21 protein-coding genes are annotated in these 23533 nt (G+C 31.8%); 2 read left to right on the top strand and 19 right to left on the bottom strand.

Features of this window, described 5'->3' with window-relative positions; all coding sequences use genetic code 11:
- Positions 1-92: 92 nt before the first annotated feature.
- Positions 93-1415, bottom strand: coding sequence for a TlpA family protein disulfide reductase (locus tag Q4Q40_RS00670; protein ID WP_303299744.1), 1323 nt, complete (start codon positions 1413-1415; stop codon positions 93-95).
- A 38-nt stretch (positions 1416-1453) separates the two neighbouring features.
- On the bottom strand, positions 1454-4792 hold the full coding sequence (gene mfd, locus Q4Q40_RS00665) for a transcription-repair coupling factor (protein ID WP_425555838.1): 3339 nt from the start codon (positions 4790-4792) through the stop codon (positions 1454-1456).
- Positions 4793-5349: 557 nt separating this feature from the next.
- Between mfd and Q4Q40_RS00660 the strand changes: the two genes are divergently transcribed.
- Positions 5350-5781 (top strand): tellurite resistance TerB family protein, encoded by a 432-nt coding sequence (locus Q4Q40_RS00660; protein WP_303299742.1) that lies wholly within the window; start codon positions 5350-5352, stop codon positions 5779-5781.
- 273 nt (positions 5782-6054) lie between these two features.
- Here the strand turns inward: Q4Q40_RS00660 and Q4Q40_RS00655 are convergent, their stop codons facing one another.
- The 5 genes from Q4Q40_RS00655 to Q4Q40_RS00635 form a co-directional block, all read right to left on the bottom strand.
- Complete coding sequence (locus Q4Q40_RS00655) at positions 6055-6435, bottom strand: hypothetical protein (protein WP_303299741.1); 381 nt, start codon at positions 6433-6435, stop codon at positions 6055-6057.
- Between the two features lie 144 nt (positions 6436-6579).
- Complete coding sequence (locus Q4Q40_RS00650; protein WP_303299740.1) at positions 6580-7272, bottom strand: hypothetical protein; 693 nt, start codon at positions 7270-7272, stop codon at positions 6580-6582.
- 212 nt (positions 7273-7484) lie between these two features.
- Positions 7485-8798, bottom strand: a complete 1314-nt coding sequence (locus tag Q4Q40_RS00645) for a hypothetical protein (RefSeq protein ID WP_303299739.1) — start codon at positions 8796-8798, stop codon at positions 7485-7487.
- Positions 8795-10204, bottom strand: a complete 1410-nt coding sequence (locus Q4Q40_RS00640) for an ABC transporter permease (protein ID WP_303299738.1) — start codon at positions 10202-10204, stop codon at positions 8795-8797. The genes Q4Q40_RS00645 and Q4Q40_RS00640 overlap by 4 nt, the downstream gene beginning before the upstream one ends.
- Positions 10205-10214: 10 nt before the next feature.
- Entirely contained in the window at positions 10215-10916 is a 702-nt protein-coding gene (locus tag Q4Q40_RS00635; protein WP_303299737.1) for an ABC transporter ATP-binding protein, read from the bottom strand.
- Between the two features lie 84 nt (positions 10917-11000).
- On the opposite strand from Q4Q40_RS00635, the gene Q4Q40_RS00630 reads away from it, so the two are divergent.
- Complete coding sequence (locus Q4Q40_RS00630; RefSeq protein ID WP_303299736.1) at positions 11001-11381, top strand: Fur family transcriptional regulator; 381 nt, start codon at positions 11001-11003, stop codon at positions 11379-11381.
- 476 nt (positions 11382-11857) lie between these two features.
- On the opposite strand, the gene Q4Q40_RS00625 is transcribed toward Q4Q40_RS00630, so the two are convergent.
- From Q4Q40_RS00625 to Q4Q40_RS00570, 12 genes are all read right to left on the bottom strand, one after another.
- The gene (locus Q4Q40_RS00625) at positions 11858-12487 is read right to left on the bottom strand and encodes an ankyrin repeat domain-containing protein (protein ID WP_303299735.1); all 630 of its coding nucleotides are present in this window, start codon (positions 12485-12487) and stop codon (positions 11858-11860) included.
- 4 nt (positions 12488-12491) lie between these two features.
- A complete protein-coding gene (locus Q4Q40_RS00620; RefSeq protein WP_303299734.1) occupies positions 12492-13457 on the bottom strand; it encodes an ankyrin repeat domain-containing protein in 966 nt (321 codons plus the stop codon).
- Between the two features lie 220 nt (positions 13458-13677).
- Positions 13678-14268, bottom strand: a complete 591-nt coding sequence (locus Q4Q40_RS00615) for an outer membrane beta-barrel protein (RefSeq protein ID WP_303299733.1) — start codon at positions 14266-14268, stop codon at positions 13678-13680.
- 679 nt (positions 14269-14947) lie between these two features.
- The gene (locus Q4Q40_RS00610) at positions 14948-15241 is read right to left on the bottom strand and encodes a DUF1330 domain-containing protein (RefSeq protein WP_303299732.1); all 294 of its coding nucleotides are present in this window, start codon (positions 15239-15241) and stop codon (positions 14948-14950) included.
- 18 nt (positions 15242-15259) lie between these two features.
- Positions 15260-16165 carry an NAD(+) diphosphatase gene (gene nudC, locus Q4Q40_RS00605; RefSeq protein ID WP_303299731.1) on the bottom strand — a complete coding sequence of 302 codons (906 nt, stop codon included), beginning with the start codon at positions 16163-16165 and terminating at the stop codon, positions 15260-15262.
- The gene (locus tag Q4Q40_RS00600) at positions 16158-16493 is read right to left on the bottom strand and encodes a winged helix-turn-helix transcriptional regulator (protein ID WP_303299730.1); all 336 of its coding nucleotides are present in this window, start codon (positions 16491-16493) and stop codon (positions 16158-16160) included. Before Q4Q40_RS00600 ends, nudC begins: the two co-directional genes overlap by 8 nt.
- Positions 16494-17107: 614 nt before the next feature.
- Complete coding sequence (locus Q4Q40_RS00595) at positions 17108-17407, bottom strand: type II toxin-antitoxin system RelE/ParE family toxin (RefSeq protein WP_303299729.1); 300 nt, start codon at positions 17405-17407, stop codon at positions 17108-17110.
- Entirely contained in the window at positions 17394-17648 is a 255-nt protein-coding gene (locus tag Q4Q40_RS00590) for a type II toxin-antitoxin system ParD family antitoxin (RefSeq protein WP_303299728.1), read from the bottom strand. The genes Q4Q40_RS00595 and Q4Q40_RS00590 overlap by 14 nt, the downstream gene beginning before the upstream one ends.
- 187 nt (positions 17649-17835) lie before the next feature.
- Positions 17836-19206, bottom strand: coding sequence for a group II intron reverse transcriptase/maturase (gene ltrA, locus Q4Q40_RS00585; protein ID WP_303299727.1), 1371 nt, complete (start codon positions 19204-19206; stop codon positions 17836-17838).
- 901 nt (positions 19207-20107) lie between these two features.
- Complete coding sequence (locus tag Q4Q40_RS00580; RefSeq protein ID WP_303299726.1) at positions 20108-21133, bottom strand: hypothetical protein; 1026 nt, start codon at positions 21131-21133, stop codon at positions 20108-20110.
- 340 nt (positions 21134-21473) lie between these two features.
- Positions 21474-22436, bottom strand: a complete 963-nt coding sequence (locus Q4Q40_RS00575; RefSeq protein WP_303299725.1) for a hypothetical protein — start codon at positions 22434-22436, stop codon at positions 21474-21476.
- Between the two features lie 402 nt (positions 22437-22838).
- Positions 22839-23417, bottom strand: coding sequence for a hypothetical protein (locus Q4Q40_RS00570; RefSeq protein ID WP_303299724.1), 579 nt, complete (start codon positions 23415-23417; stop codon positions 22839-22841).
- Between the last annotated feature and the right edge of the window lie 116 nt (positions 23418-23533).

Raw genomic sequence — 23533 nt, 5'->3', positions numbered from 1 at the left:
TTTGGGTTAGCCGCAAAACTAAAAATAAAAATGAAAACACCTTTATTATTTATTAAAAATTTAAAATATCCAACAGATAATTACATATTCCTTTATTTAAAAAACAACTTTAAAGCTTCAATATCTCCTGGTTTTGAAATGATACGCTTGTTCTTATCCAGTATAAAATAGGTTGGTGTTGCAGTAATGCCATAATCATTACCAATCTCATTATCCCATTTTCCTGCTCCATATACATGTATAAATTCTGGATAACTTTGTATTAAATCTTTCCACTTAAGTGTGTTATCCTCTAAAGCAACAGCAACAACTTGTATGGCACCTTTTTCTTTAGATTGTATATAACTTCTCAATTGTGGAACCTCATCTAAACAATGTGAACATGTGCTACTCCAAAATACAATGATGTAATGCTCTGCTGTATCTAACTCACTTAATTTTTTAACACCTGTCTTTGTTTCTTTTCCTGTTTCAAAAGAAAAATCGGGAGCCTCACTGCCTATAGAAAGGTCTTTAAATAAAATTAATCCATGTAAAAGCTCTTGGTCATTTAAAGATACAGCAATATCCATTAAATAGGTCTCAGCAATATAATTAGCAACACTATCAAAGTTTAAGTCAGCTATTTGCTGCCATAAACTAACCAATAAAATTCTTTTAACTTTTATTGGAGCATTTTTCATAGCACTGCAAAATACATCAATATTGGTTTTATAATTCTCAATATCATCTTCCTTATTTGAAGACATCCCAAACACATAATTTAACATCCGCTCTTCTAAAAAATTAGAACTTTGAAGTGTTTTACTATTAAAATCCACAAAATCGAAATAATGAACCTTTAAACTATCAACATAAGCGCTAACGTCTTTAATTTTTTTAGGAATGTATGGTTTATTGGCTTTAATAAAAGAAAGTGCGATCGTATTTTTTGCAGCAGCTTCAAAATTAGACTGTGTTTCTGCCTGGGTTTTAAAAATACTATTTAAGGCTAGTGTATCTTCACTCTTTTGCCTGAAATAGTTCCCAATACTTTGAGTAACCATAGACATACTATCTGTATAGGATGCCAATAATTTATTTTCTATTGAGTTTATAAAAGTAACTCCTGTTTCAGAATTAAAAGTAAGATCTATATCTTCTTTTCCATTATAAATAATATCAAAATTATAATCTTCTTGTGGCACTGCATACACGATCCTGTACATGCCTTTAGTAACAGTAGAATCTAATTTAAATTGAAAACTGCCATCTTCTTCTACTTCAACATTTGTAATATACTCCGATACCGTGGGAGTTACTTTATATAGCAAGGCAATATTATAATCTTTCGCTGGTGAAAATTTGCCATTAATAGCATGTTGAGCAATAAGAATACTCGGTAACAAAACGGTTAAAAAGAATAAGCGGTTCAAAATTATACTTTATTTATTTATTTTAATTAAAACAATTATTAAGCCACGATAGGCTTTAGCACTTGTAATGCTTGTTTTACAGATTTTATATCATCAAAAGAAAGCATTAAACGCAATCCGTTTCGGGTTTGTTTTTCTTTCATTTTACAATCGTTAGAATGTGATTGAACAAACTGTAACACTTTTGTAAAGTTACTACTTTGATAGAAACTGCTTTGCTGATCGTTAACAAAATAACCAATAAATCTTCCTTGCTTCATTATAACTTTCTCAAACCCTATTTTAGTGGCTATCCACTTAATTTGGACACTATTTAATAAATCGGTCACTTGTTCTGGCAACGCTCCAAAACGATCCAATAAATCGGCCTCAAAAGTATGTAATTCTGTTTCTGTCTTTAAATTATTAAGTTGTGTGTATAGATTTAATCGTTCAGCAATATTATTAACATAATCATCTGGAAAAAGCAGTTCAAAATCGGTATCGATAGTAACCTCTTTTACATAAACTTTATCTTCATCGGCTTCGTCATATAGATCTTTAAACTCATTTTCTTTAAGTTCGTCAATAGCCTCATTTAATATTTTTTGGTAGGTATCGAATCCTATTTCATTTATAAATCCACTTTGTTCCCCTCCTAATAGATCGCCTGCTCCACGAATCTCCAAATCTTTCATGGCTATATTAAAACCACTTCCCAATTCTGTAAATTGTTCTAGTGCCGTAATACGTTTTCGAGCATCATCGGTCATGGCAGAATATTCTGGAGTGATAAAGTAACAGAATGCTTTTTTATTGCTTCGTCCTACACGGCCTCGCATTTGGTGCAGATCACTTAATCCAAAGTTATTGGCATTATTAATAAAAATAGTGTTTGCATTTGGCACATCGAGTCCGCTTTCAACAATAGTTGTACTTACTAAAACATCAAACGCACCATCCATAAAAGCTAACATTAGTTGTTCTAATTTTTTTCCATCCATTTGCCCATGTCCAATGCCAATTTTAGCGTCTGGCACTAAACGCTGGATCATGCCTGCTACTTCTTTAATATTTTCAATACGATTATGAATGAAAAATATCTGTCCGCCACGCTCAATTTCATAGCTAACTGCATCACGAATAGCATCCTCACTAAAACGAATAACATGGCTTTCTATGGGATAACGATTTGGCGGAGGTGTTGTAATTACCGATAAATCTCGTGCTGCCATTAAGCTAAACTGAAGTGTTCTGGGTATTGGTGTTGCGGTAAGCGTTAATACATCAACATTGTCTTTTAAGGTTTTTAATTTTTCCTTTACTGCTACGCCAAACTTTTGCTCTTCATCAACGATCAACAACCCTAAGTCTTTAAATTTTACATTCTTATTTACGAGTTGGTGCGTACCTATAATAATATCTACATTTCCTTTTTCCAGATCTTCAAGAGTCTCTCGTTTTTCTTTAGCAGTTCTAAATCGATTTACATAATCTACCGTAACAGGAAAATCTTTTAATCGTTCTTTAAATGTTCTGGAATGTTGGTATGCTAAAATAGTTGTTGGTACCAAAACAGCGACTTGTTTACCATTATCTACCGCTTTAAATGCTGCGCGAATGGCAACCTCCGTCTTTCCGAAACCAACATCACCGCAAACGAGCCTATCCATTGGACGTTCGCTTTCCATATCTACTTTAATATCTGCCGTTGCTGTGCTCTGGTCTGGTGTATCCTCATAAATAAAAGAAGCTTCCAACTCATGCTGCATATAACTATCTGGATTGTACTGATAGCCTTTTTCTGTTTTACGCTTAGCGTAAAGTTTTATCAAGTTAAAAGCAATGTGTTTTACACGAGCTTTGGTTTTTTGTTTTAAGGTTTTCCAGGCATTACTACCTAGCTTATATATTTTTGGTGGTTTTCCGTCTTTACCATTAAACTTGGTAATTTTATGCAACGAGTGTATACTTAAATACAACACATCGCGCTCTCCATAAACTAATTTTATAGCCTCTTGTTTTTTACCTTCTACATCTATTTTTTGCAAGCCCCCAAAACGACCAATACCATGGTCGATATGAGTTACGTAATCACCAATATCTAAATTGGTAAGTTCTTTTAAAGTAATGGCTTGCTTTTTAGCGTAGCCATTTTTAAGATGAAATTTATGATAACGTTCAAAAATTTGGTGGTCTGTATAACAGGTAATTTTATTATCATGGTCGATAAATCCTTGGTGTAAAGAAAGCACCACGGTTTGATAAGAGACCTCTTCTTCAACATCGTCAAAAATATCTTTAAACCGTTTTGCTTGTTGCTCACTAACACATGCTATATAATTGGTAAAACCTTTGTTGTGATTGGTGTTTAAATCTTCAATTAATAGATTGAATTGTTTGTTGAATGATGGTTGGGGAGCAGTATTGAATTCCATCTCATGTGATGGCTCACCCTCGTTCGACATGACTGATGCACTCCCAAACTCAATAATTGAAAAATCTAGCAATTGCTTTTTTAATAAAGTTGAATTGTTAAATAATTCAATTGGTTTGGCATGTTTAATATCTGTTGAAAGGGTTTTAAATGCTGCTTCTGCTTTCTCATAAAAATCGTCGATCCTTGCAAAAAACAAATCTGCATTCTTTAAACAAACCACTGTTTTTTGAGCTATATATTTTAAGAAACTTTGCCGTTTTTCTTCTAAAAGTTTATTAGCAACATTGGGAATAACATTGATTTTGTTAATCTGTTCTAAAGATAGTTGTGTTTCTACATCGAAAGTTCTTATGCTATCTACCTCATCGCCAAAAAACTCAATTCTATAGGGTTCGTCATGCGAAAACGAAAACACATCCACAATACCACCACGCACAGAAAACTCTCCTGGTTCTGTAACAAAATCGACCCGCTTAAATTGATATTCGAATAAGACTTCGTTCACAAAATCTATGGATAAACTATCTTTAACCGATACTTTTAAAGTATGACGTTCTAGCTCTTTTCTAGTGACTACTTTTTCGAAAAGTGCATCTGGGTAAGTGACTATTATCGCTGGTTTTTTCCGTGAGTTTATTCGGTTTAAAACCTCGGCACGCAATAATACATTGGCGTTATCGGTTTCTTCTATTTGGTATGGCCTGCGGTAACTTCCTGGATAGAATAGCACATCTTTATCTCCGCAGAATTGTTCTAGATCGTTTAGATAAAATGCCGCTTCTTCTTTATCGTTAAAAACAATCAAAAATGGTTTATTGGCTTGTTTAAAAGCACTAGAAATTACAAATGAAAAAGAAGAGCCCACAAGTCCTTTTAAATGTATTTTTGTCTGGGGCTGGGCAATAGTAGTTTGCAGATCTTGCGTTTGCAAAGTCTGTGCGTAGGTTTGTTCAAGCATGATCTTACTCACCTTATTTCGTATTGTTAAGACTACAAAGATATAGTTTTACAGTCTTTTTTTGTATCAAATATAAATGAAATTTAAGAGTTTCACGGACTATAATTATACATTAAGTTTGCTTGCCTCCAGAACAATAAAAAATTCTTGAAACTGACTATCCCCGAGGCAAGCCATAGGGGTATTTCGCCAGTTTCATTTTGCCTTTATAGAGGCAAAAATCGATTTTTTTTATTTTGCCTCACCCAGAACTGCAAAAAAAGGCAGTTCTGACCTCTCCAAAGGAGAGGTTAAGTTGGAAACCCCGACCCAAGGGTCGGAGAATTTTTAGATTAAAGTCACATTCTCTTAAATAGTCTGTTATATTTTGCTTAGGCACACCAATATATTGTTACTTCTTGCAATTTCAAAAGGTTAAGTAATAGCCTTAAAACAAAATTTACTCGTTTTATTTATTAATTTGAATGAGTTGGTAGAGACTACTTTATGTTATTTTCATTTCTTTTTATATAAAAAATATGTAGGTTTGCACGACTTTAAAACAAAAAGAATAAGATATGTCGTTTTCAGATTTATTTGATAGTGGGTTTAAAAAGCGTAATGAGAGTCATTTCGCAGCTATTGTACGTGTTGCCATGGATGATGGTATTATTACCGCAGAGGAGCAAGCATTTTTAGATAGATTAGCACAAAATTTAGATATTAGTGAAGGTGATTATAAATCAATTTTAAAAGATTATAAATCACAACCAATTAATCCTCCTGTATCTTACGATAGACGCTTGGAGCGTTTGTATGACCTAGTAAGAATGGTACATGTAGATACTATTAAAGGCGATCCTGAACACACGTTACTAAAGAAAATAGGCGTGGGACTTGGGTTTCATTCTGAAAATGTAAAATATATAGTTGACAAAGCGCTTACTTTAGTAAGTAACAATGTTGATCTGGATATTTTTATTGATGAAATAAAGCATATGAATAGATAAATTATTTCTAATTTAATCTTTATATAATATTGTAAGCGTTCTCTTTTGAACGCTTTTTTTGTTCTGTGTGGTTGTTGCAAACTTTAAAGAGCTGGGATCTCAAAAATGTAAAGTTCTTTTTATTCAGATTAACTAGCTGTTTTGTTTGGAAAAATAGCTTTTGGTCTTTATTCAAAAAAGTCTTTACCATTTACCTTGCATACAACAGAGCAAGAAATTTCTTTATCTTTAGTTGCCTGATTGTGCAACAGGCATCATTGTTGTAATACATTTTTATTCAGTCTTTGAAACTTCTACATATCTCTCGTTAAATACATAAATCAAAATTCCGATTATAAGAAAAATTGCTTTTTTCAATAACTCCATTATATTAATTTCGTCTCCTAAAAAGATTTTTAAAAGTTTTGCTAGAAACGAAATTCCGTGGCTCAACATTAATATTATCGCCCAAATTTTAATTCCAGTTTTGGCATTTTTATTTCTTGAAAAAATTAAAAATAATAGAACTCCTTGAATAGAAATTGAAATTAGGGCTTGCATATTTCCAACTGTCAGTGCATATAAATTCCAACATAACAGTAGAACTATATATCCAATAAGAGAATATTCGAATACTTTTTCTTTAAATCTTATTTTTCCATTCAGTTTGGTCAATTACTCCCAATATTTTGAATATATGTAGTGAGGGATTTCAAAGCTTCAAATTATCAAACTGTTGCGATTTTGAGCAAATGTAAAAAAGTTTAAATTTCTCATCTCTCCCTCATTAAGTATATTTTTTGTTAGCCACTATATTTCTTATTTTTCATTAAATAATATTCCAAATCCCTCAAAATCAAGTCTCTCATTTTTAATTAGCTCGAAGTCTATTCCGTTGTCATTTAGAAGACTATTAAAGGTCTTGATATATTTATTGTCTGATTTTCTAAACTCGTCAAAAGGAATCGAGAGGATAAATTTTTCGTCATTATCGAACGCTCCAAAAAGGCCATCTTCAAGTCTAAGCATATCTTTCAATTTGTAGTTATTATAGATTGCATATGATAAACTGTCACTTATTGAAAGTCCGATTGATAAATCTGCATAGTTATTGTCTTCTGGTGGAAATCCTAAAAACCAATAAACAATATTATGAAATCCATAATAGTCTTGAAAGTCAGATGGCATTTTTATTATTGTCCAACCTCCTAATTGTGCTTTTGAAAATTGATAGGTATAAGTATTTCCTTTTGCTGATAATTCTCCATAATCCTTTAGTTTAGATTCAACTGATTTCAAGTTTTCTCCTTTTACTAAAACATACCTTTCAAAATTTTCTGACTTCAAATTGTCATGGGAATAAATGCTTTCTTTCTTAATCGTCAATTCTTTTTTCTCTACTTTTTCTTTTCCAAATAGATTGTTAAAAAACCCCATGTTTGAAGTTTTGAATATTATTAAAACCAGTACTAACCCTGTGAAGGTTAACAAAATAAATATCCACTTTTTCATTGTCGGTGTCTCTGTTTAATATGGTGGCTAATGTGTTTCTTATATGATTTTGTTGTGTGTTTCAGCAACTAAATTAGCAAATACAAACCGAATAGAAAATCCAAGAGGATTTTCGTATGCAGGCTCGTACCAATCAATTTATCTTATACGTTCTAGTGGTTGCACAACTCAAAAAATATAGCAAAGCACTAAAAGCTTCTAATTTGTTTGTGTTACTTGTTAAGTATTTTATTGTATTCTAAATATTTTGTTTTATCGACTTTAACATTATTCCAAATGTCCAAAACCATTATTTCAATGCGCTTATCAACCAAATTTTGAATATCGTCTCTATAAGTTTGATAATCGTCATAATGAGTTTTTGATGAATGATTTAATTTATTTTGAAAGTAAGTCAAAGGGTTAAACCAATAGGTTTTTGAAATAAGTTCGTTTTTAGCTATATTATTTTCTTCTAGCTTAGAAATCGCATTTTTCATAGCGACATTAATTAATGCTATTCTTGAATCATTTCTCGCCTCCTTTATAGCTATTGTATCTTGTGCAGTTTTGGTTTGCTTTATACTTGGATATAAATTGAAAATTTGATTATCTGTATCGGTGTTTGATTGCTCGTAGATTTCATCTGTCTTATCTCTTTTGATATCGATTAGGTCAATCATTAAATTAGCTGGTTTTTCAATACTTATCCATTGGTGTACAACGGCAGGAATAACAAACGCAAAAAGCAACCAAATACCTATCATTTGTAAAGTGTTTGAAATGATATTTTTCCCATATTTCAGAATTAAAAAATAAAGAACGACCCAAAACACAAGATATATAGTTAGATATAAAAAAATAGTCCAAAAGGCATTATCTGCCTCAAAAACCTTAGTAAGAGTAGCACCATAAAGCATTATCCCAAGCAATGAAAATAAAAGTAGTATCGTATAAAATAGAGTTCTTGATAGTATCCACCAGTTTTTTGAACCCGTTTGTACATAAATGAGTGGTAAAAAGCCTTGCTCTGCTTCTGAACCTTTTATATTATAAAGTAACACTAAAAGTAATAGAGGTAGAAGAAATAACACAACAAATGAAAAATCTAAAGTACCAGACTGTATGCGTTCTGGGTTAGCGATTTCCTTTGCCATATCTGCATCATACGGGCTTGAATACAACCCAATTTTTTTATAAAAACCATATTGTTCTGTCTGACCTATATTGTAAACAATCGTTGGCGAAGGTTTTTTGAAATGATAAGTGGGTGCATACCAAATAGACCAGAAAGGTGTTGTAATATCTACCCAAGGTCTGTTTTTAGGCCCTTTTTCGCTTTTGTCGAAATAGGATAGTATTGTTTCTTTTTCTTCTTTTGCTTTTTGATTGAGCCTTTCAATCTCATTGCTTTGTTGCATATACAAATCTGCACCATTGTGCAAACCATAAATACTGGCTACTAAAAAGAGTAATAGTGCTATAATTTTAAAGGGACTACTAACGAAATGTTTCCACTCGTAAATAAATATGGATAAACCTCTCATACGATTTGTATTTTTTTAGTTCCGAAATAGATGACAACAGTAATAATAATTGACCATATAATAAGCAAAGCTAAATCCAACAAATAATTTGATAAGATAATAGAAACTTGAGTTGGTTTATAAACGAAGTCTGGAACAGATTTAAAAAATGTATTATCTGCTTTCCACCTCCAATTACCGGTTTTAGAACCACCAAAAGTTTGCTTGTCGTTTAGCGTTTTAATAAAAACCCTTCTGTAATTTTCCACTTGTAACAAAAATTCCTGATGGTGTAAATTATCACTCGCCATAAAACCCATACTTGAATTTTGTAAGGAAATAAAGGGGTTTACAATACCTCCTAATTGAAAGCTTTGTTTTTGTTTACGAAGTATCTTACGATTATTACCAAAATGCTTATCCCAAACGCTATTTCCATATTCTTCATCGGCCTGCATCCGCATACCGTCAAAATTTATAGGTAATTGAGACAAGCTATCCACACCATATTCTTTTAAAACTTTTTCTTTAAGTGCTATAGCTCGTTTATCAGAAGGATTATGTCCGTCAAGTCCTTTTGAACGGTCTTCTTTCATAGCTGATTGAAATTGATTTCGACTAGGAAGCGGGTGCCATTTTTCGGCAGAACTCATTAAAATATTCGGTAAAAATATCGTCCAAATTATCCAAATGCCTAACATTGATGTTAACGCAAGCGTCGCATTTTGCCAACGTGCAGAAAAGTAAACCGTAATAGCGCTAATAATAAAGTAGTATAAAGTGTAGGACAAAAAGAACAATCCTGTCCTGGTTAAAATATCTATAGTTAAACTTTGAAAATTCAAAATACTATAGACTAAAAGGACAAAGATTAGTAGCATCATACCATAAAGCCAAACAGATAATGTTTTAGACAAAATAATTTGTAAAGGTTTTGCGCCTTGTAATACGAGTAATTTGAGTCTTCCACTTTGTTTTTCGTTACTAACAGAGTTAAACGCTAAAAAAATCAATAGTAATGGAACAATATATTGTAATAAAAGTGAAGGCTTTAGTTTTCCAAATCTAGAAATAGCTTGCATTTGAGATGCTTCGGAATGCATAATTTCATTCTGAACATGTCCTTCTACCCGAAGCACATTTCCTGTAACGCTATTAACTCCTTCATCGAGACTATTTAATAAGTTAGCAGGTTTAAATACATAGGTTCCGTAATGTGCAGCACTATGCGGATTCATTTCATCAATACTTACCCATTGCTGCCGTACGTGATCTTTAGCACTTTTGTGTGTTTGCTCTTGCTTTCGTGTTTGATAATTTCCTAAAAAAACAGAGAGTAATAAGATTGAAATGAAAGCAATACTTATGCCTAAAAATATACGACTGCGAATTAAAAAGCGCCATTCGTTTTTGATGATTTGCAACATAATATTCGTTTTAATTTTGCATAAATTGCAGATATAGAGCTTCTAACTCATTAGCACTTACATCTTTGCTATACAATTCTTTTACTAAAATTCCATTTTTTAAAATACCGATACGATTACAAACCTCTCGAACACGAAAAATATCGTGGGAAGCCATCAAAATAGTAGCACCTTCGGAAGCTAATTTTTTTAAAAGAATAGAAAGTTCATTACTGGCCAAAGGGTCTAAACCACTCGCAGGCTCATCCAATAAATAGACTTTTGCTTTTTTTGCATAAGCAATAGCAATGCCTACTTTCTGTCGCATTCCTTTAGAATAACCACTCACCTTTTTTACATGTACTTTATTTTCCAATCCGCAAATTTCCAGATAGTTTTCTAGTTCATCTTTAGAATATTTTAATCCCGCTAACTTGCAGAAATAATCTAAATTTTCTAAACCTGACAAATAAGGATATAGATTAACATTTTCAGGAATATAACCAATAAGCTTTCTAGTCTCTTCTGAATTATGACTCGTATCTATATCATTAATATGTACTGCTCCCGAGTCTGGATTAAGAAAACCTAACAACATATTTATAGTGGTAGATTTTCCTGCACCATTAGCACCCAAAAGTCCTAAAATTTCTCCTTTCTGAACCTCTAAATTTAGGTTTTGAATGGCAAGATTACCTTTAAATGATTTGCTAACGTTTTGTAATTGTATCATAAAACTATCTTTGTTAATGCAATTGAGTTGCAAAATTAGAAAATAAATTTGTACCTGCAACTCAATTGCATTAAATTTGTAATTATGGGAATTGTTAGAAAAACAAAAGCTCTATCTACTGTACTTCAAATTTTTGAAGAAAAAAACGAAGCCAAATCGGTAGTACATCTAATTGAACTTGTAAAGGATAAGATGAATAAAACTACGGTGTATCGTATTTTAGATAGACTTGAACAAGATGGTACTATCCATTCTTTTAATGGAAAAGATGGTTTAAAGTGGTATGCTAAATGTGAAGGGTGTTCTGCTAATCATCATTCGGACAAACATCCACATTTTCAATGTACAAAATGCGATAAAGTTGAGTGTTTGCCTTTAGAAATTAAAATTCCTTCTATAAAAAACCATAAAGTAGATTCTACAGACATTCTCTTAATAGGACAATGTGAAGTTTGTTCTATGTGAGTATTGCTGATAACATCACGTATAAAAAACGTAGGTCTGGTGATAAGCGATACGTTTCGGATTGATACTAAACCAAAACCTTTAAATTGAGTCTAAATCTCGCCCTATCTTTTCTATAGCTTGTACCTGTTGCGCAAGACTAATATATTGATAAAATGCTAATCTTTATTTATGCAAGGCAAGAAAGATTATTTGCTCAATTCCATGGGAAAGGTGGCCTTTGTCTTTCTTATTTAATTTAAAGGTCTCTCTTATTTCTTACTCATTCTCGGCACCCGACACAGTCGAGCACTAGCCTACACGAGGATCAGCAGAGCGGTTTTTTGCGCAGTCTGACGTTTAATGTAAAAAGTCGTTTTAATGCTTTTTACAAGGTGTTATATGTATTCGTTATTGATTGGAAATATTATTATATCTAAAATTATTCTTTCGCAGTTGGTATTTATAAAAATTAACTCATTCTTTTTTACTACTGCTCAATTCAAAAGTATTTTACTCAAAGCTTCATGATGATGATTCCATTCTCCAGTTTCTTTACGGTGTAATAACCAATCTTCAGCTGAAGTATCATTAGCATCCTTTATTTTGGGATCAGCTCCGTGTTTAAGCAAAAGCTTTATGAATTTTAAGCTTAAAAGATAAGCTTCTTCTGGTTTATTGCCATACCAATTTTGGGAATCTTGAGCATCATAATTATGGATATAAATATTTGTATAGCGTCTTACAAAACTAGTTAAGAGAGTCTGACCAAACCTGTTAAATTCATCGGTTCTTATTCCAAGACCTAATAGTTTTTCCATAACTGGTAAATGATTATCGGTTTCGTATAGTTTGTGTAAAGCATTTACACCATCATATTTTACATCTAAATTTGCTCCATTTTTGACAAAATAATCAATCTTTTCCATAATTTTTTCGCCTTCTAGAATTTCTAGGAAGAGGTAGAAACCACCTTTTTCTTCTTCGTTTTTTTTTATTCTGTATAGCGTAGCATTTAGGTCTACTTTGTTTTCTTTCAGCAGTTTATCAATCCCTTTAATATCGCCATCAAGATTAAGTTTTCGGAATTCGTCATGTAATTTTTGTGGAAGTGTTTTTTTTGCCATGAGATTAGTTTTTATTTCTATAAATAGGATCTGGGAATTTGATATAAACCTCAGCTATTCGATCACAGAAGCGATCGTAAATATCATCATCTAAATAGGGCTGTGTTTTATAGGTTAGTGGCTTGATATCTTTTTTGATTTCTTTTTCATCAAACATTTTATAAGAAATTAATGTATCCCTTATATAGAGAGCCAAAGATTTGTGCATATTGTGATAATTGCCATTACCATTTCTTTGTGCTTCGTCTCTTAATTTTTCAATGGCTCTCAGTAGTTCACCAACAACAGTATCTGATTTACCATTACTTGGAACATATTTCTTCCAAATTTCTTTGCAAACTTTAGGGTATTTTAAATTAGAAGGTGGGCGTAGGTTTGAAGCTTTTTGTTTGGGAATGGATAACTCTTCAAATTTTTCATACAATGCCAAAACACTTGCTAATTCAGGAGAATAAAAAGTTCGTGCATTTGATCCGTAAGAAGATTTTATATCAATATCAGCTCCCAACGCCAACATTTTTTCCAATATGACGAGACACCTTTTCTTAAGTGGGATTCCTTTAAAAGCTAATTCGGCATACGTATATTTTAAAAAAGCAAAAAATGTTGTATAGCCTCCTTCTGCTTTTTGATTGACCTCAATATTATAATTCATCATGAGTTCAATCAATTCTAGATTTTTAGAGTAAATGGCATAGTGAAAGGCTGAATTTCCATATTTATCCTGAATGTTGGGATTTGCGCCATTGTCAAGCAGGTATTTAGTCAATTGCATATTGTCCTCACCATGTTCAAAGCCACTTAAACAGTTGGCTAGAATAGTCTCGTTACCTTCTTTGTCAAAGACACTATTGACATCAATATTTTGAGTTTCAATTACTTCTTTCACTTGTTCAAATGACCCCCTAAAAACATTATAATTAAACGATTTTAGTTCATCTGGTGGTAACACATCCTCTAAATTTATCATAATTTACTCAAATGATTTTTTGATTTCAAATGCTTAAAAAGCATCTTTATTATTTTCATTACACACAACAATTAGATATAGTTACCATGGGAACCATATTTCCATTATGTGAGTGGCTAAAATAGCGTGTTTATTTAAAAACACACAAGGAGTTATCGTACAGTTTAAGATTCTTATATAAAAAATTGTAGTCTAGACACCTTTGTTGGAGGTAGTTTTTTTATATTCGATATCCAATTCCAAATTTTATGATATTAATATTCGTATTGTAACTTATGTCTGGAACACCATTCTCAACTCCAATTTTCATGAAGTCATATTGAACTTGTAAAAAGAATTTGTTGCTCAAATCGTAAGACAAGCCTACATTAAAGTTAAACCCGCTTTCATTGTCATCAACATCCGCAGGTAAATTCGAAGTATTAATTCCATCAGCTTTTGCGTTGTAAATTAAGATTGAATATCCTAATCCAATTTGAGGATGTAAACTTTCTAAATTCGGAATATTAAATTCGGCAAATATCCGAGGCTGAATTGGAAAAATTTTAACATCAAAAAGTTGATTTAAGTCAGTCGCCCCAGATTTTGTATTTTGGACGAAACCAAAATTTATTGAAATCCCTAAATTCAAGATATCATTTTGAAGAAATCTATATTTAGCACCAAAATCAACAGTTCCCTTATAATTTTCTCCAAGAAAATTATCTCCTATTGGAATTGGGAAATTTGCTTCAATACTAAATCTTGAATCTTGTGAAAATGATTTGATTGTAAAAATCAATAAAAATGTCAATAATAATTTTTGTTTCATAGTTCTGTTCTTAAATTACCTACAACAATTGGCTAAGCGTAACATAGTACTTATATATTCTTTTCTATGCGATTCTTAGATAAAGATAGAATTATACACAAAAAAAACCAATAATAAGTGCTGAAGTCTTTTGAAAATGTGGTGTAATATGAGGTTATTGGGATGTTAAAAAAACGAAAAGAACACTGGGATCTCAAAAATATTTTTTATTCAGATTAACTAGAGTTTTTGCTTGGAAAGATAACCTTTGGTCTTTATTATTTAGTTTAAATGCCTCTCTTATTTCTTACTCATTCTCGGCACCCGACACAGTCGAGCGCTCAATGTCATTAAGTTAAGGAAATTCTTCTGTTTTGTCACATTGAACGTAGTCGAAATGCTATTAAAAACTAAGGTTTATAAGGTCTTCGACGAAGTCTGTACTGAGCGCAGCCTAAGTGCTACCATAGACGGATTTCATAAATGATTAATTTTCAATCGTTTGTCCATTCAGAGCACAGCGAAGAATCTTTATAATTAATCTCTAAAGATTCTTCAGTCGTGCCTCCTGAATGACACCCCAATTACGTCATTTCATCCGCTAGTTAAAATTTTTAACACAGATCTCAGACTGACATTTTAGTCTTAACTTAATAACATTGGTCGAGCGCTAGCGTAAACGAGGACCAACAGGTTTTTTTTATTCACTAATATATGCTTCTAATTTTGAAAAAGCCTTTTCACGATAAGGAATTAATTGTTTATAATCGTTACTCTTAAATACATTATTCAATGATTCTATATTTGGAAATTCCATAATTGAAACTAAACTTGGTTTGTAATCTCCAATTAAAGGTTTTGTAATTTTAAATTTATTAACTGGTTTTGCATCTACTTTTTTATAAAGAATCCCTACTTTTTCAAGATAATGAGAAAGTTCTTCCTTTCCGTTTGGATTTATTGTTGCTACGATTGTCAAATTTACTTTGTTCATAATTTTGTTTTTTATTGTTTAACTATTTTCTTTTACCCATTTTTCTATCAAATAATTAGAGATAGAATCTTTTTTTGAAATTACAAGCTTATTGTCCTGTACCATTTCAGTAATCTGGTTCGCAGAAAACCATTGTGCTTCTTTTATTTCTTTATTGTCTATTTTAAATTTTTTATTCTTTGTTTCTGCTGAAAATCCTAACATCATAGAGGATGGGAATGTCCACGGTTGAGAAGCGATATATTTAATGTTATTCACGGTTACGTTTACTTCTTCTTTCATTTCTCTTATAACAGTGTCTTCAAGACTTTCTCCAATTTCTGAAAAACCAGAGAAAAGAGAGCACATATAACCATATTCCTTTTGATGCATATTTAGTAAACATAAAGAAGGTGAGTTTTCTTGTTTGTATTCAATTAATACAATTACAGCAGGATTAATTCTTGGGAAATGAAGTGAGTTACATAGATTATTTGAACACTTCCTTCTGTGACCTTTTTCTTCTGTAATTGTTTTTGAACCACAATTATTGCAAAATTGATGCGTGCTATTCCAATTCACTATGCCTTTAGCATATGCAAGTAGCGATGCTTCTTTTTCATTAATCATATGAAAACAATCGCGTAAACACCATAAATTTGAATCAGTTAAGAAATTAGATATAATAGAGTATGCTATCTCAGATAAGTCTACGCACCAAACTTCTTTATTGTTTATTATTCCTAAAAAATATTTTTTTTCAGATAGAGAAGTCAACTCTAATGGAACATTCATTACTACTTTATTAATATTTATAGAATTAATGATAAAAAAATGGTCTTTAAAAATTGGGATAAAAGAAATTTCTAATGGTTTAGTATCAATTTCTCGTAATTCAACCGCTCTATTGAAATCTTTATTGCTGTAAAACTGTACCTTATTCATTGGATTCAAATTTTTTTGCCCAATCTTTTGCCCAAGACTCTAAAGGCTTGAGTAATAAGAAAATTTCTCTTCCTTTATCAGTAAGTGTATATCCATCAACAGTTCTTTCTATTAAAAAAGATTGAGTTAGTTCTTTTAGTCTTTTATTTAATGTTGTAGGTGATATAGATTCGCATCTATCTTGAAGGACACGGAAAGTGCAAGAACCTTCTTGTAATCTCCAGATAATTCCCATTGACCAACTTCTACCTAATAAGTCGAATAAAGCCATTAAATGGTTTCCTGATTTTGAGCCTCTTACTGGTTTTCCTGGTTTAGGTAATGACATAATTTAAATTTTTGCTACATTTTGTATAGCAAAGCTACATAAAATGTAGCAAACAAAAAATAAAATTCCGTATTTTTTATAATACACTTTTAATAAACTGAAGTTAGGATGGTTCTGTGAAATGTCTTACAACAATTAGATATAGTTACCATGGTAACTATATTCCCATTATGTGAGTGACTAAAATAGTGTGTTTATTTAAAAACACACAAGGAGTTATCGTACAGTTTAAGATTTTTATAAAAATTATTGTAACCTAGCCAAGACTACAAGAACTAATTTGAACAATTAATTTTAAAGCAATCACTCAAGTTTTATAAAAAAGTATCGGGTATTCTCTTTTTTCTTACTCTTAACGCCACTAGCTAGAAAAGCTAGCGGTAGCGGACATACTGTGCCCGAGCGGGATTTTCGTAAGTATACTTGCACTAGCAATTAATTTTATACGGTGTGACTGTTGCACAACTCATGATTTTGAATAAACCTATGGTTTTTTCAATAATAATCAATAAAATATAGCTAAAAACCAGTCTGTTATGTTTGTTTAAATGCAAGAAACAAGTGTTTTGCAATATTTTTTGACTTGTGCAACAGCCACTATTGTTAGCTACTGCCTATTTTAATCTATTCTCAATATCCATTCTTTGATGAAGAATACGTATTATTTCCACCATTTGAGTTTTCTTGTCTATTTTGTAGAATAAATAATGAAGTCTAACTTTAGTTCTTAAATACCCTTTTCTAACATATCCAAAGTCTTTTCCTTCTTCTGGCTTTACTGAGATATATTCAATTTCTTCAAAAATCTGATTTATATATCTATCTGCTTGTTCAATAGACCAAGTTTCAAAAGTATATGCCCATATTTTTTCAAGGTCTTTTTCCGCTTCACGACTTATTTTATATTTCGCCACTCGAATATTTTTTATGCATTGAACTTAAAAAATCCTTCTTATTAAAGTTCTCAACAAATCCTGAGTTTTCACCTTTTTTTAATTCTCTTACTAGTTCTTTTTTCTTATTCTCTTCTTGTTCAAACAATCTTAACGCAGTTCTAACAACTTCGCTTGCAGAGGAAAATCGTCCTGAGGTTATTTGTTCACTTATAAATTCATTAAAATAGTCCCCCAATAATATTGATGTATTCTTTGCCATAATTATTGTTTTTTACAAATATACCAATTTATGGTATTCATCACAAATCCTTGGTTGTAGCGTAGAGTAGAGCCTGACAGCTCTGTTAAATTTCTTACTAAATTAGTAAAATTTACGAGACTGCCAGCGCCCCCTTCATCAAACCGTGCTTGAAGTTTTCCCTCACACGGCTTACCGATAGAATTCTTCATTGAGCTTTCGCATGGGTTTTAAGACGTGCATACTTTTCTATGTCTAGTAAACCATAAAAGTGAACTAAATTTGCATAGGGTCGCTGGCGTAGCTTCCGATGTGCCTTTCTGCCTTTACTTTTCATCCATTTAAATAATTTATAGTCCAAATGCTTCTTGATTATTTTTATGGTTTCCCAAATATGAGTCACTTTACTTATCGAAAAATAATTAAGCCAACCTATTAATAACTCGTTGACTTTCCATACTATCCATTCGATTCTCCAATGTCTGCGCTTTGACAAGAGTTCTCGCAACTGGGTGAACAACTTGGAGCGTGATTTCATACTGGGACGTACATTAGTATAGTTCTTTGTATTCCATCCAAATTTGGATTTGATATTCCTGAACTCAAAACCTAAAAAGAACAGACTACTTCTGCAACTGTGCAATAGTTTGGTCTTTTCTTTATTTAGGGTTAATCCCATGTTATCCATTATTCTGTCAATGTAATGAAGGATATCTTTACTAAAATACCACTTACCCATTAACAGAAAATCATCTGCATAACGTACCATACGAATGTTTGCTCTTGCAAACTTTCCCTTTGGATCATTTACAATTTCATCAAACGCATGGAGATAAATATTTGATAGTAATGGTGATATAACTCCACCTTGCGGACTTCCCGCTGTACTTGCTAAGAGCTTTCCATTGGGCAGCCGCACTGGAGCTGTAAGCCATTGATGTATCAAACTTAGGATTCCTTTATCTACCAACCTTTTCTTTAGTAAGACAAATAATTTATTGTGAGGAATCGTATCAAAGTATTTTGATAAATCCGCATCATAGACAAATTGGTGTCCATCATAAATGTTTTGTTTTACTTGTTTTATCGCTTGTTTTGCGCCTCTTTTGGGGCGAAATCCGTAAGAAGTTTTACAAAATTCTGATTCCCATAGTGGTTCGATTAACAGCTTGACAGCCATCTGTACAACACGATCTCGAATTGTTGGTATACCTAGTTTCCTAAAGTCTCCTTTCTTTTCTTTAGGGATGAGTACTTGCTTGACTGCTTTACTCTTGTAAATGCCTTGGACTAAATCCTGTTGAATAGCTTCTAAAAAGGGTTTTAAGCCTTGCTTTTCGATATCTTCAAAACTCTGCCCATCTACGCCTACCCCCTTGGAATAGTTGCTTTTGACTCTTCTGTAAGCTTCTATTAACGTTATATCTTCACACAATTTTCCGTAAAGACTAAACGCCTTGAAGCTTTTGTCTTGCTTAGCTCTAATGTATAGCTTCCTTTGAAAAACACGAATCCTTTCTTCACATTGTGAAGGACTTGCTAATAGATGGTCATCAATACTCGTCGTTCTGTTTTTCATATAAGCTTTTCTAAAGTAGAGCTCCTTTCCTAGGTAGAGTTTTGTTGTCTCTAACATTATAGGTACTATGAGCTCATCCGATTTCTCTAATAACTAATTGTAACTTCGTAATACTTATATACAATCATTTACAATTGCCAATTGCTGTTATTGGAGACCTCCCACGTTTAACAAACATCCATCTATAATCACGCCATCCCTATGACTCCGGTAGTTTATTACAATTTAATCTACTGTTAATTATTGTAATATGGCAGGGTTCGAGACCGTCAAAACTCTCCCCAAATCTACTGATACACATATCGAAGCTACTACGGGTTCACGCTTGCGCATTACGGCTTGATTATTTGATAACATGGAGCTTCAGCGAGTACCTCACGAAACTTACTGTCCATGTTTCTTCAGAGTGAACAGTGAATTGCTCTGGTAGGATTTTCACCTACTGGATGTGTGTCACTTCGTGGCACACTAACGTGTTTGTGTATGATTTCGTTACGTGTTTAAGCACTAAAGTAGCAAATAAATCACAGATAGAAAGTCCGCGAGGACTTTCGTAAGTAGGCTTGAACTCAATGTCATTAAGTTAAGACTAAAATGTCAGTCTGAGCGCAGTCTAAGACCTTATAAACCTTAGTTTTTAAAAGCATTTCGACTGCGCTCAATGTGACGAAATAGGATAAAATTCCTTAACTTAATGACATTGGGCTTGAACTAGCAATAAATTATATACGGTGTGACTGTTGCACAACTCAAAATTTTTAGAAAATCATGTGTTTTTAATTTTCAAACAATTACTAAGTTATTGATTATCAGTATTTATCATTTTTAAAGTTCTCAGAAACAACCTAATTTAGTCAAAAAAAGTAGTTGTGCAACAGCCACCGGTGTTAGGCAACGTATTTTATTTATAATATTCAATTGTCCGTTTTACTATTCTTAACGGTTTATCGTTTTTAAATTCAATTTTTTCAATCCAATTATTTTCTAAATCGTATTTAAAATCAGACATCCAAACATCGTTTGTTTTTCCGTCACTTGTTTTGACCGTTTTTTTAAACAAATCCCCATTTTCATTGTATAGATTTATTTCAATAAGAGTGAATTCATTATCTCCAATTTCTGTAATTGACTCCTTTAGTTCTCCCTTTTTGTAATATTTATTTTTTGTTTCGTCAAAGGTCGAATCGTTTTCTATATTGAATTTCTCAACGCTTAGTTTATTGTTCTTATCGTAAAAGTATTTGTTTTCTATTCTGATTGTGTCCCAAGTTCTATACTCGATAACCTTTTCTGTTTCTTTCAGATTTCGATTATTAAAACTTCTTTCGATTAATTTTACTGGTACGTTTTTATATCTAAATTGACTTTCAGAAATCAAATTGTCGTTTTGGTCATATTTTACAATGTAAGTCAATTGGACTGTATCATTTTGAATTGTTTCTCTTTTTATTGGACGATTATTGCTATCTCTCTCAATTTTTAGAACTCTTTTAAATCCATCGCTAGATATTAAAATGCGAGTCAAACTGTCTTTAGTGTCATAATTAAATTCGAAGTCTAAAAATGAACCTTTACCGTAATTATCAATTTCCTTTCTTTTAATTAATAGGTTATTTTTATCGTAAGTGTAGATTTCTTCGTTAATTACTTTACCATTGGAAAGAAACTCTTTCATTGAAGCCAAGTTTCCGAGTTCATTAAATTCGAGAAGAGAATTCCGGTCAAATGCAAGCGAATTTATTTTTTCTCCGATCTTAAAAGTGTCTTTCTCTATAATTAGATTGAAAAGTTCAGATTTTACAGATTTTATTTTTCCATTAAAATCATAATTTGACAGGTCATTTTTACGGTCAGAATTGTCCGCCGATTTAGAACAATTAAACAACAAAAGGCAAATTGTAAATAATATTCCGAATGTTTTTTTCATATGTTGCCTAACCATTAGATATAGTTACCATGGTAACTATATTCCCATTATGTGAGTGGCTAAAATAGTGTGTTTATTTAAAAACACACCAGGAGTTATCGTACAGTTTAAGATTTTTATAAAAATTATTGTAACCTAGCCAAGACTACAAGAACTAGTTTGAACAATTAATTTTAAAGCAATCACTCAAGTTTTATAAAAAAGTATCGGGTATTCTCTTTTTTCTTACTCTTAACGCCACTAGCTAGAAAAGTTAGCGGTAGCGAACATACTGTGCCCGAGCGGGATTTTCGTAAGTATACTTGCACTAGCAATTAATTTTATACGGTATTGTGCTTAGTTAATTTTCTATTCTTTCAATCATATCTTCAATATCTTCAGAGTTAAGTTTTTGTTTAACTCCGAATTCTCGTACTTCTGAAGTCCATTTTGATTCATAACCGCTTTTTGCTTTTGCATTGGTTATTGGACGATAATAAGGTCTAGTATCAAACACAGAAATTAGAAGCTTATTAACTTCTTCTATATCCATTTTCCGCTTTCTCTTGTTATTTTCTCTTTTCTGTAAACCAAGCAACACATTTGCTTGAACTTTTGGGTCTCTTTTTATTTCTTCTTCAACAATAGAGTTCAATACTAAAAACTTGATAGGAACAGATTCAAGTTGGAACGCTTTTAATCGAGAATGACCGTCAAGAATTATATATCCGTCAATACAGCTGAGAAACCAAACTAATACTGGTGGACAGGAATCTTCACGTACCAGTTTCCTAAACCATTTAACTCTACCATTTTTTTCAATCGGTTCATCTTTTAGCGCGACAATACTTCCACATCTGCCAATATCCCATTCTATCCATCTTGGATTTTCTTTATCAAAAGTATTTTCGATATCGTTAATGAATTCAGAGGTGTTATCCAATCTATTTTTAAATGAAGAACCAATAGTAATAGTCCAGATTCCACTAGATAAAATAGATTTATTCTTGTTACATAAATCTTCTACGAAATAGCGAGACCAAAATTTATAATAATCAGCATTTTTAGATTTTTCTATAATTGAAGAACTAATGGGATTAACTGGCATTTCTTTTAAATCCCAATCAGTTTTATTGTTCAAAATCCATACTCCGTAATAATCCGAACCAAAAGTTCCCCAAAGTATGGGATTCTCTTCACTAATTAATTTAAAACGACAATTGTTTCCAGATTCAATTTGATATTTTCCAGAAATACCTTTGCCGATTTTAAACCTCAAACCAGTCCATAAGTCAGAATCGTTTATTATATCTTTCCAGAACATTTTTGTCATAATTAAGCACAACAATTAGATATAGTTACCATGGTAACTATATTCCCATTATGTGAGTGGCTAAAATAGTGTGTTTATTTAAAAATACACAAGGAGTTATCGTACAGTTTAAGATTTTTATAAAAATTATTGTAACCTAGTCAAGACTACAAGAACTAGTTTAAACAATTAATTTTAAAGCAATCACTCAAGTTTTATAAAAAAGTATCGGGTATTCTCTTTTTTCTTACTCTTAACGTCACTAGCTAGAAAAGCTAGCGGTAGCGGACATACTATGCCTGAGCGGGGATTTTAATTCATCATCTTGAACTATCCAAACAAGTCCATCTTTGTCTAATTCGAAGTCAAAGTTTGAGCCTTTATAAACTATTGAAAATTTTGTATTCATAAAAATCACATTTTATCTAAAAACTGTGTCGTCGTTTCAAAACCGTCTGAAAGTCCATCATATATATCTTTAATTATGGTTTCTTTCAAAAATTTATTTACTGTTAAGTCAACCAATTTACCTTTTACTAACTGAAACCAATTCTTCTTACCTAAATTGAAATGAGCTTTTAATTCATCTAATTCATTAAAAATAATTTCTTGTCCATAACCTAATTCGGTCAGCTTATCCGCAATTTCATTCAATTTTACGTGTAGTGAAGTTTCTTCTTCTATAGTAAATGATTCTTTAGATTTTGGTTCGTATTCGTAATATTCTTTTATTTCGTCAATTTGCTGGTCAATTACAAATAATCCAGTTTCTCTTCTATCATCAAAGTTACATCCAGTACAAGTTTTAGCGTGGTCAATTTTCTCCTTAACGGTATTCTCGCGAACAATTCGTAAAAAATCTAATTTGTCACTATCACGATTAAAATCATATATTTTGTCGGACAAGCGAGAATTCAATTCGGAAATACTACAATTGCCTCTATAAAATATTCTATCATTAAATCTTTTTGCCTCTTTTTCAATTATGTTCATAGTTTTTCTCAAATGTACTACAACAATTGAATATAGTTACCATGGTAGCTATATTCCCATTATGTGAGTGGCTAAAATAGTGTGTTTATTTAAAACACATAAGGAATTATCGTACA

The organism is Flavivirga jejuensis, from assembly GCF_030540765.1.
Taxonomy (GTDB): domain Bacteria; phylum Bacteroidota; class Bacteroidia; order Flavobacteriales; family Flavobacteriaceae; genus Flavivirga; species Flavivirga jejuensis.
Note: the sequence above shows the minus strand (reverse complement) of the source record. Positions and strands in the feature narration are given on the sequence as shown.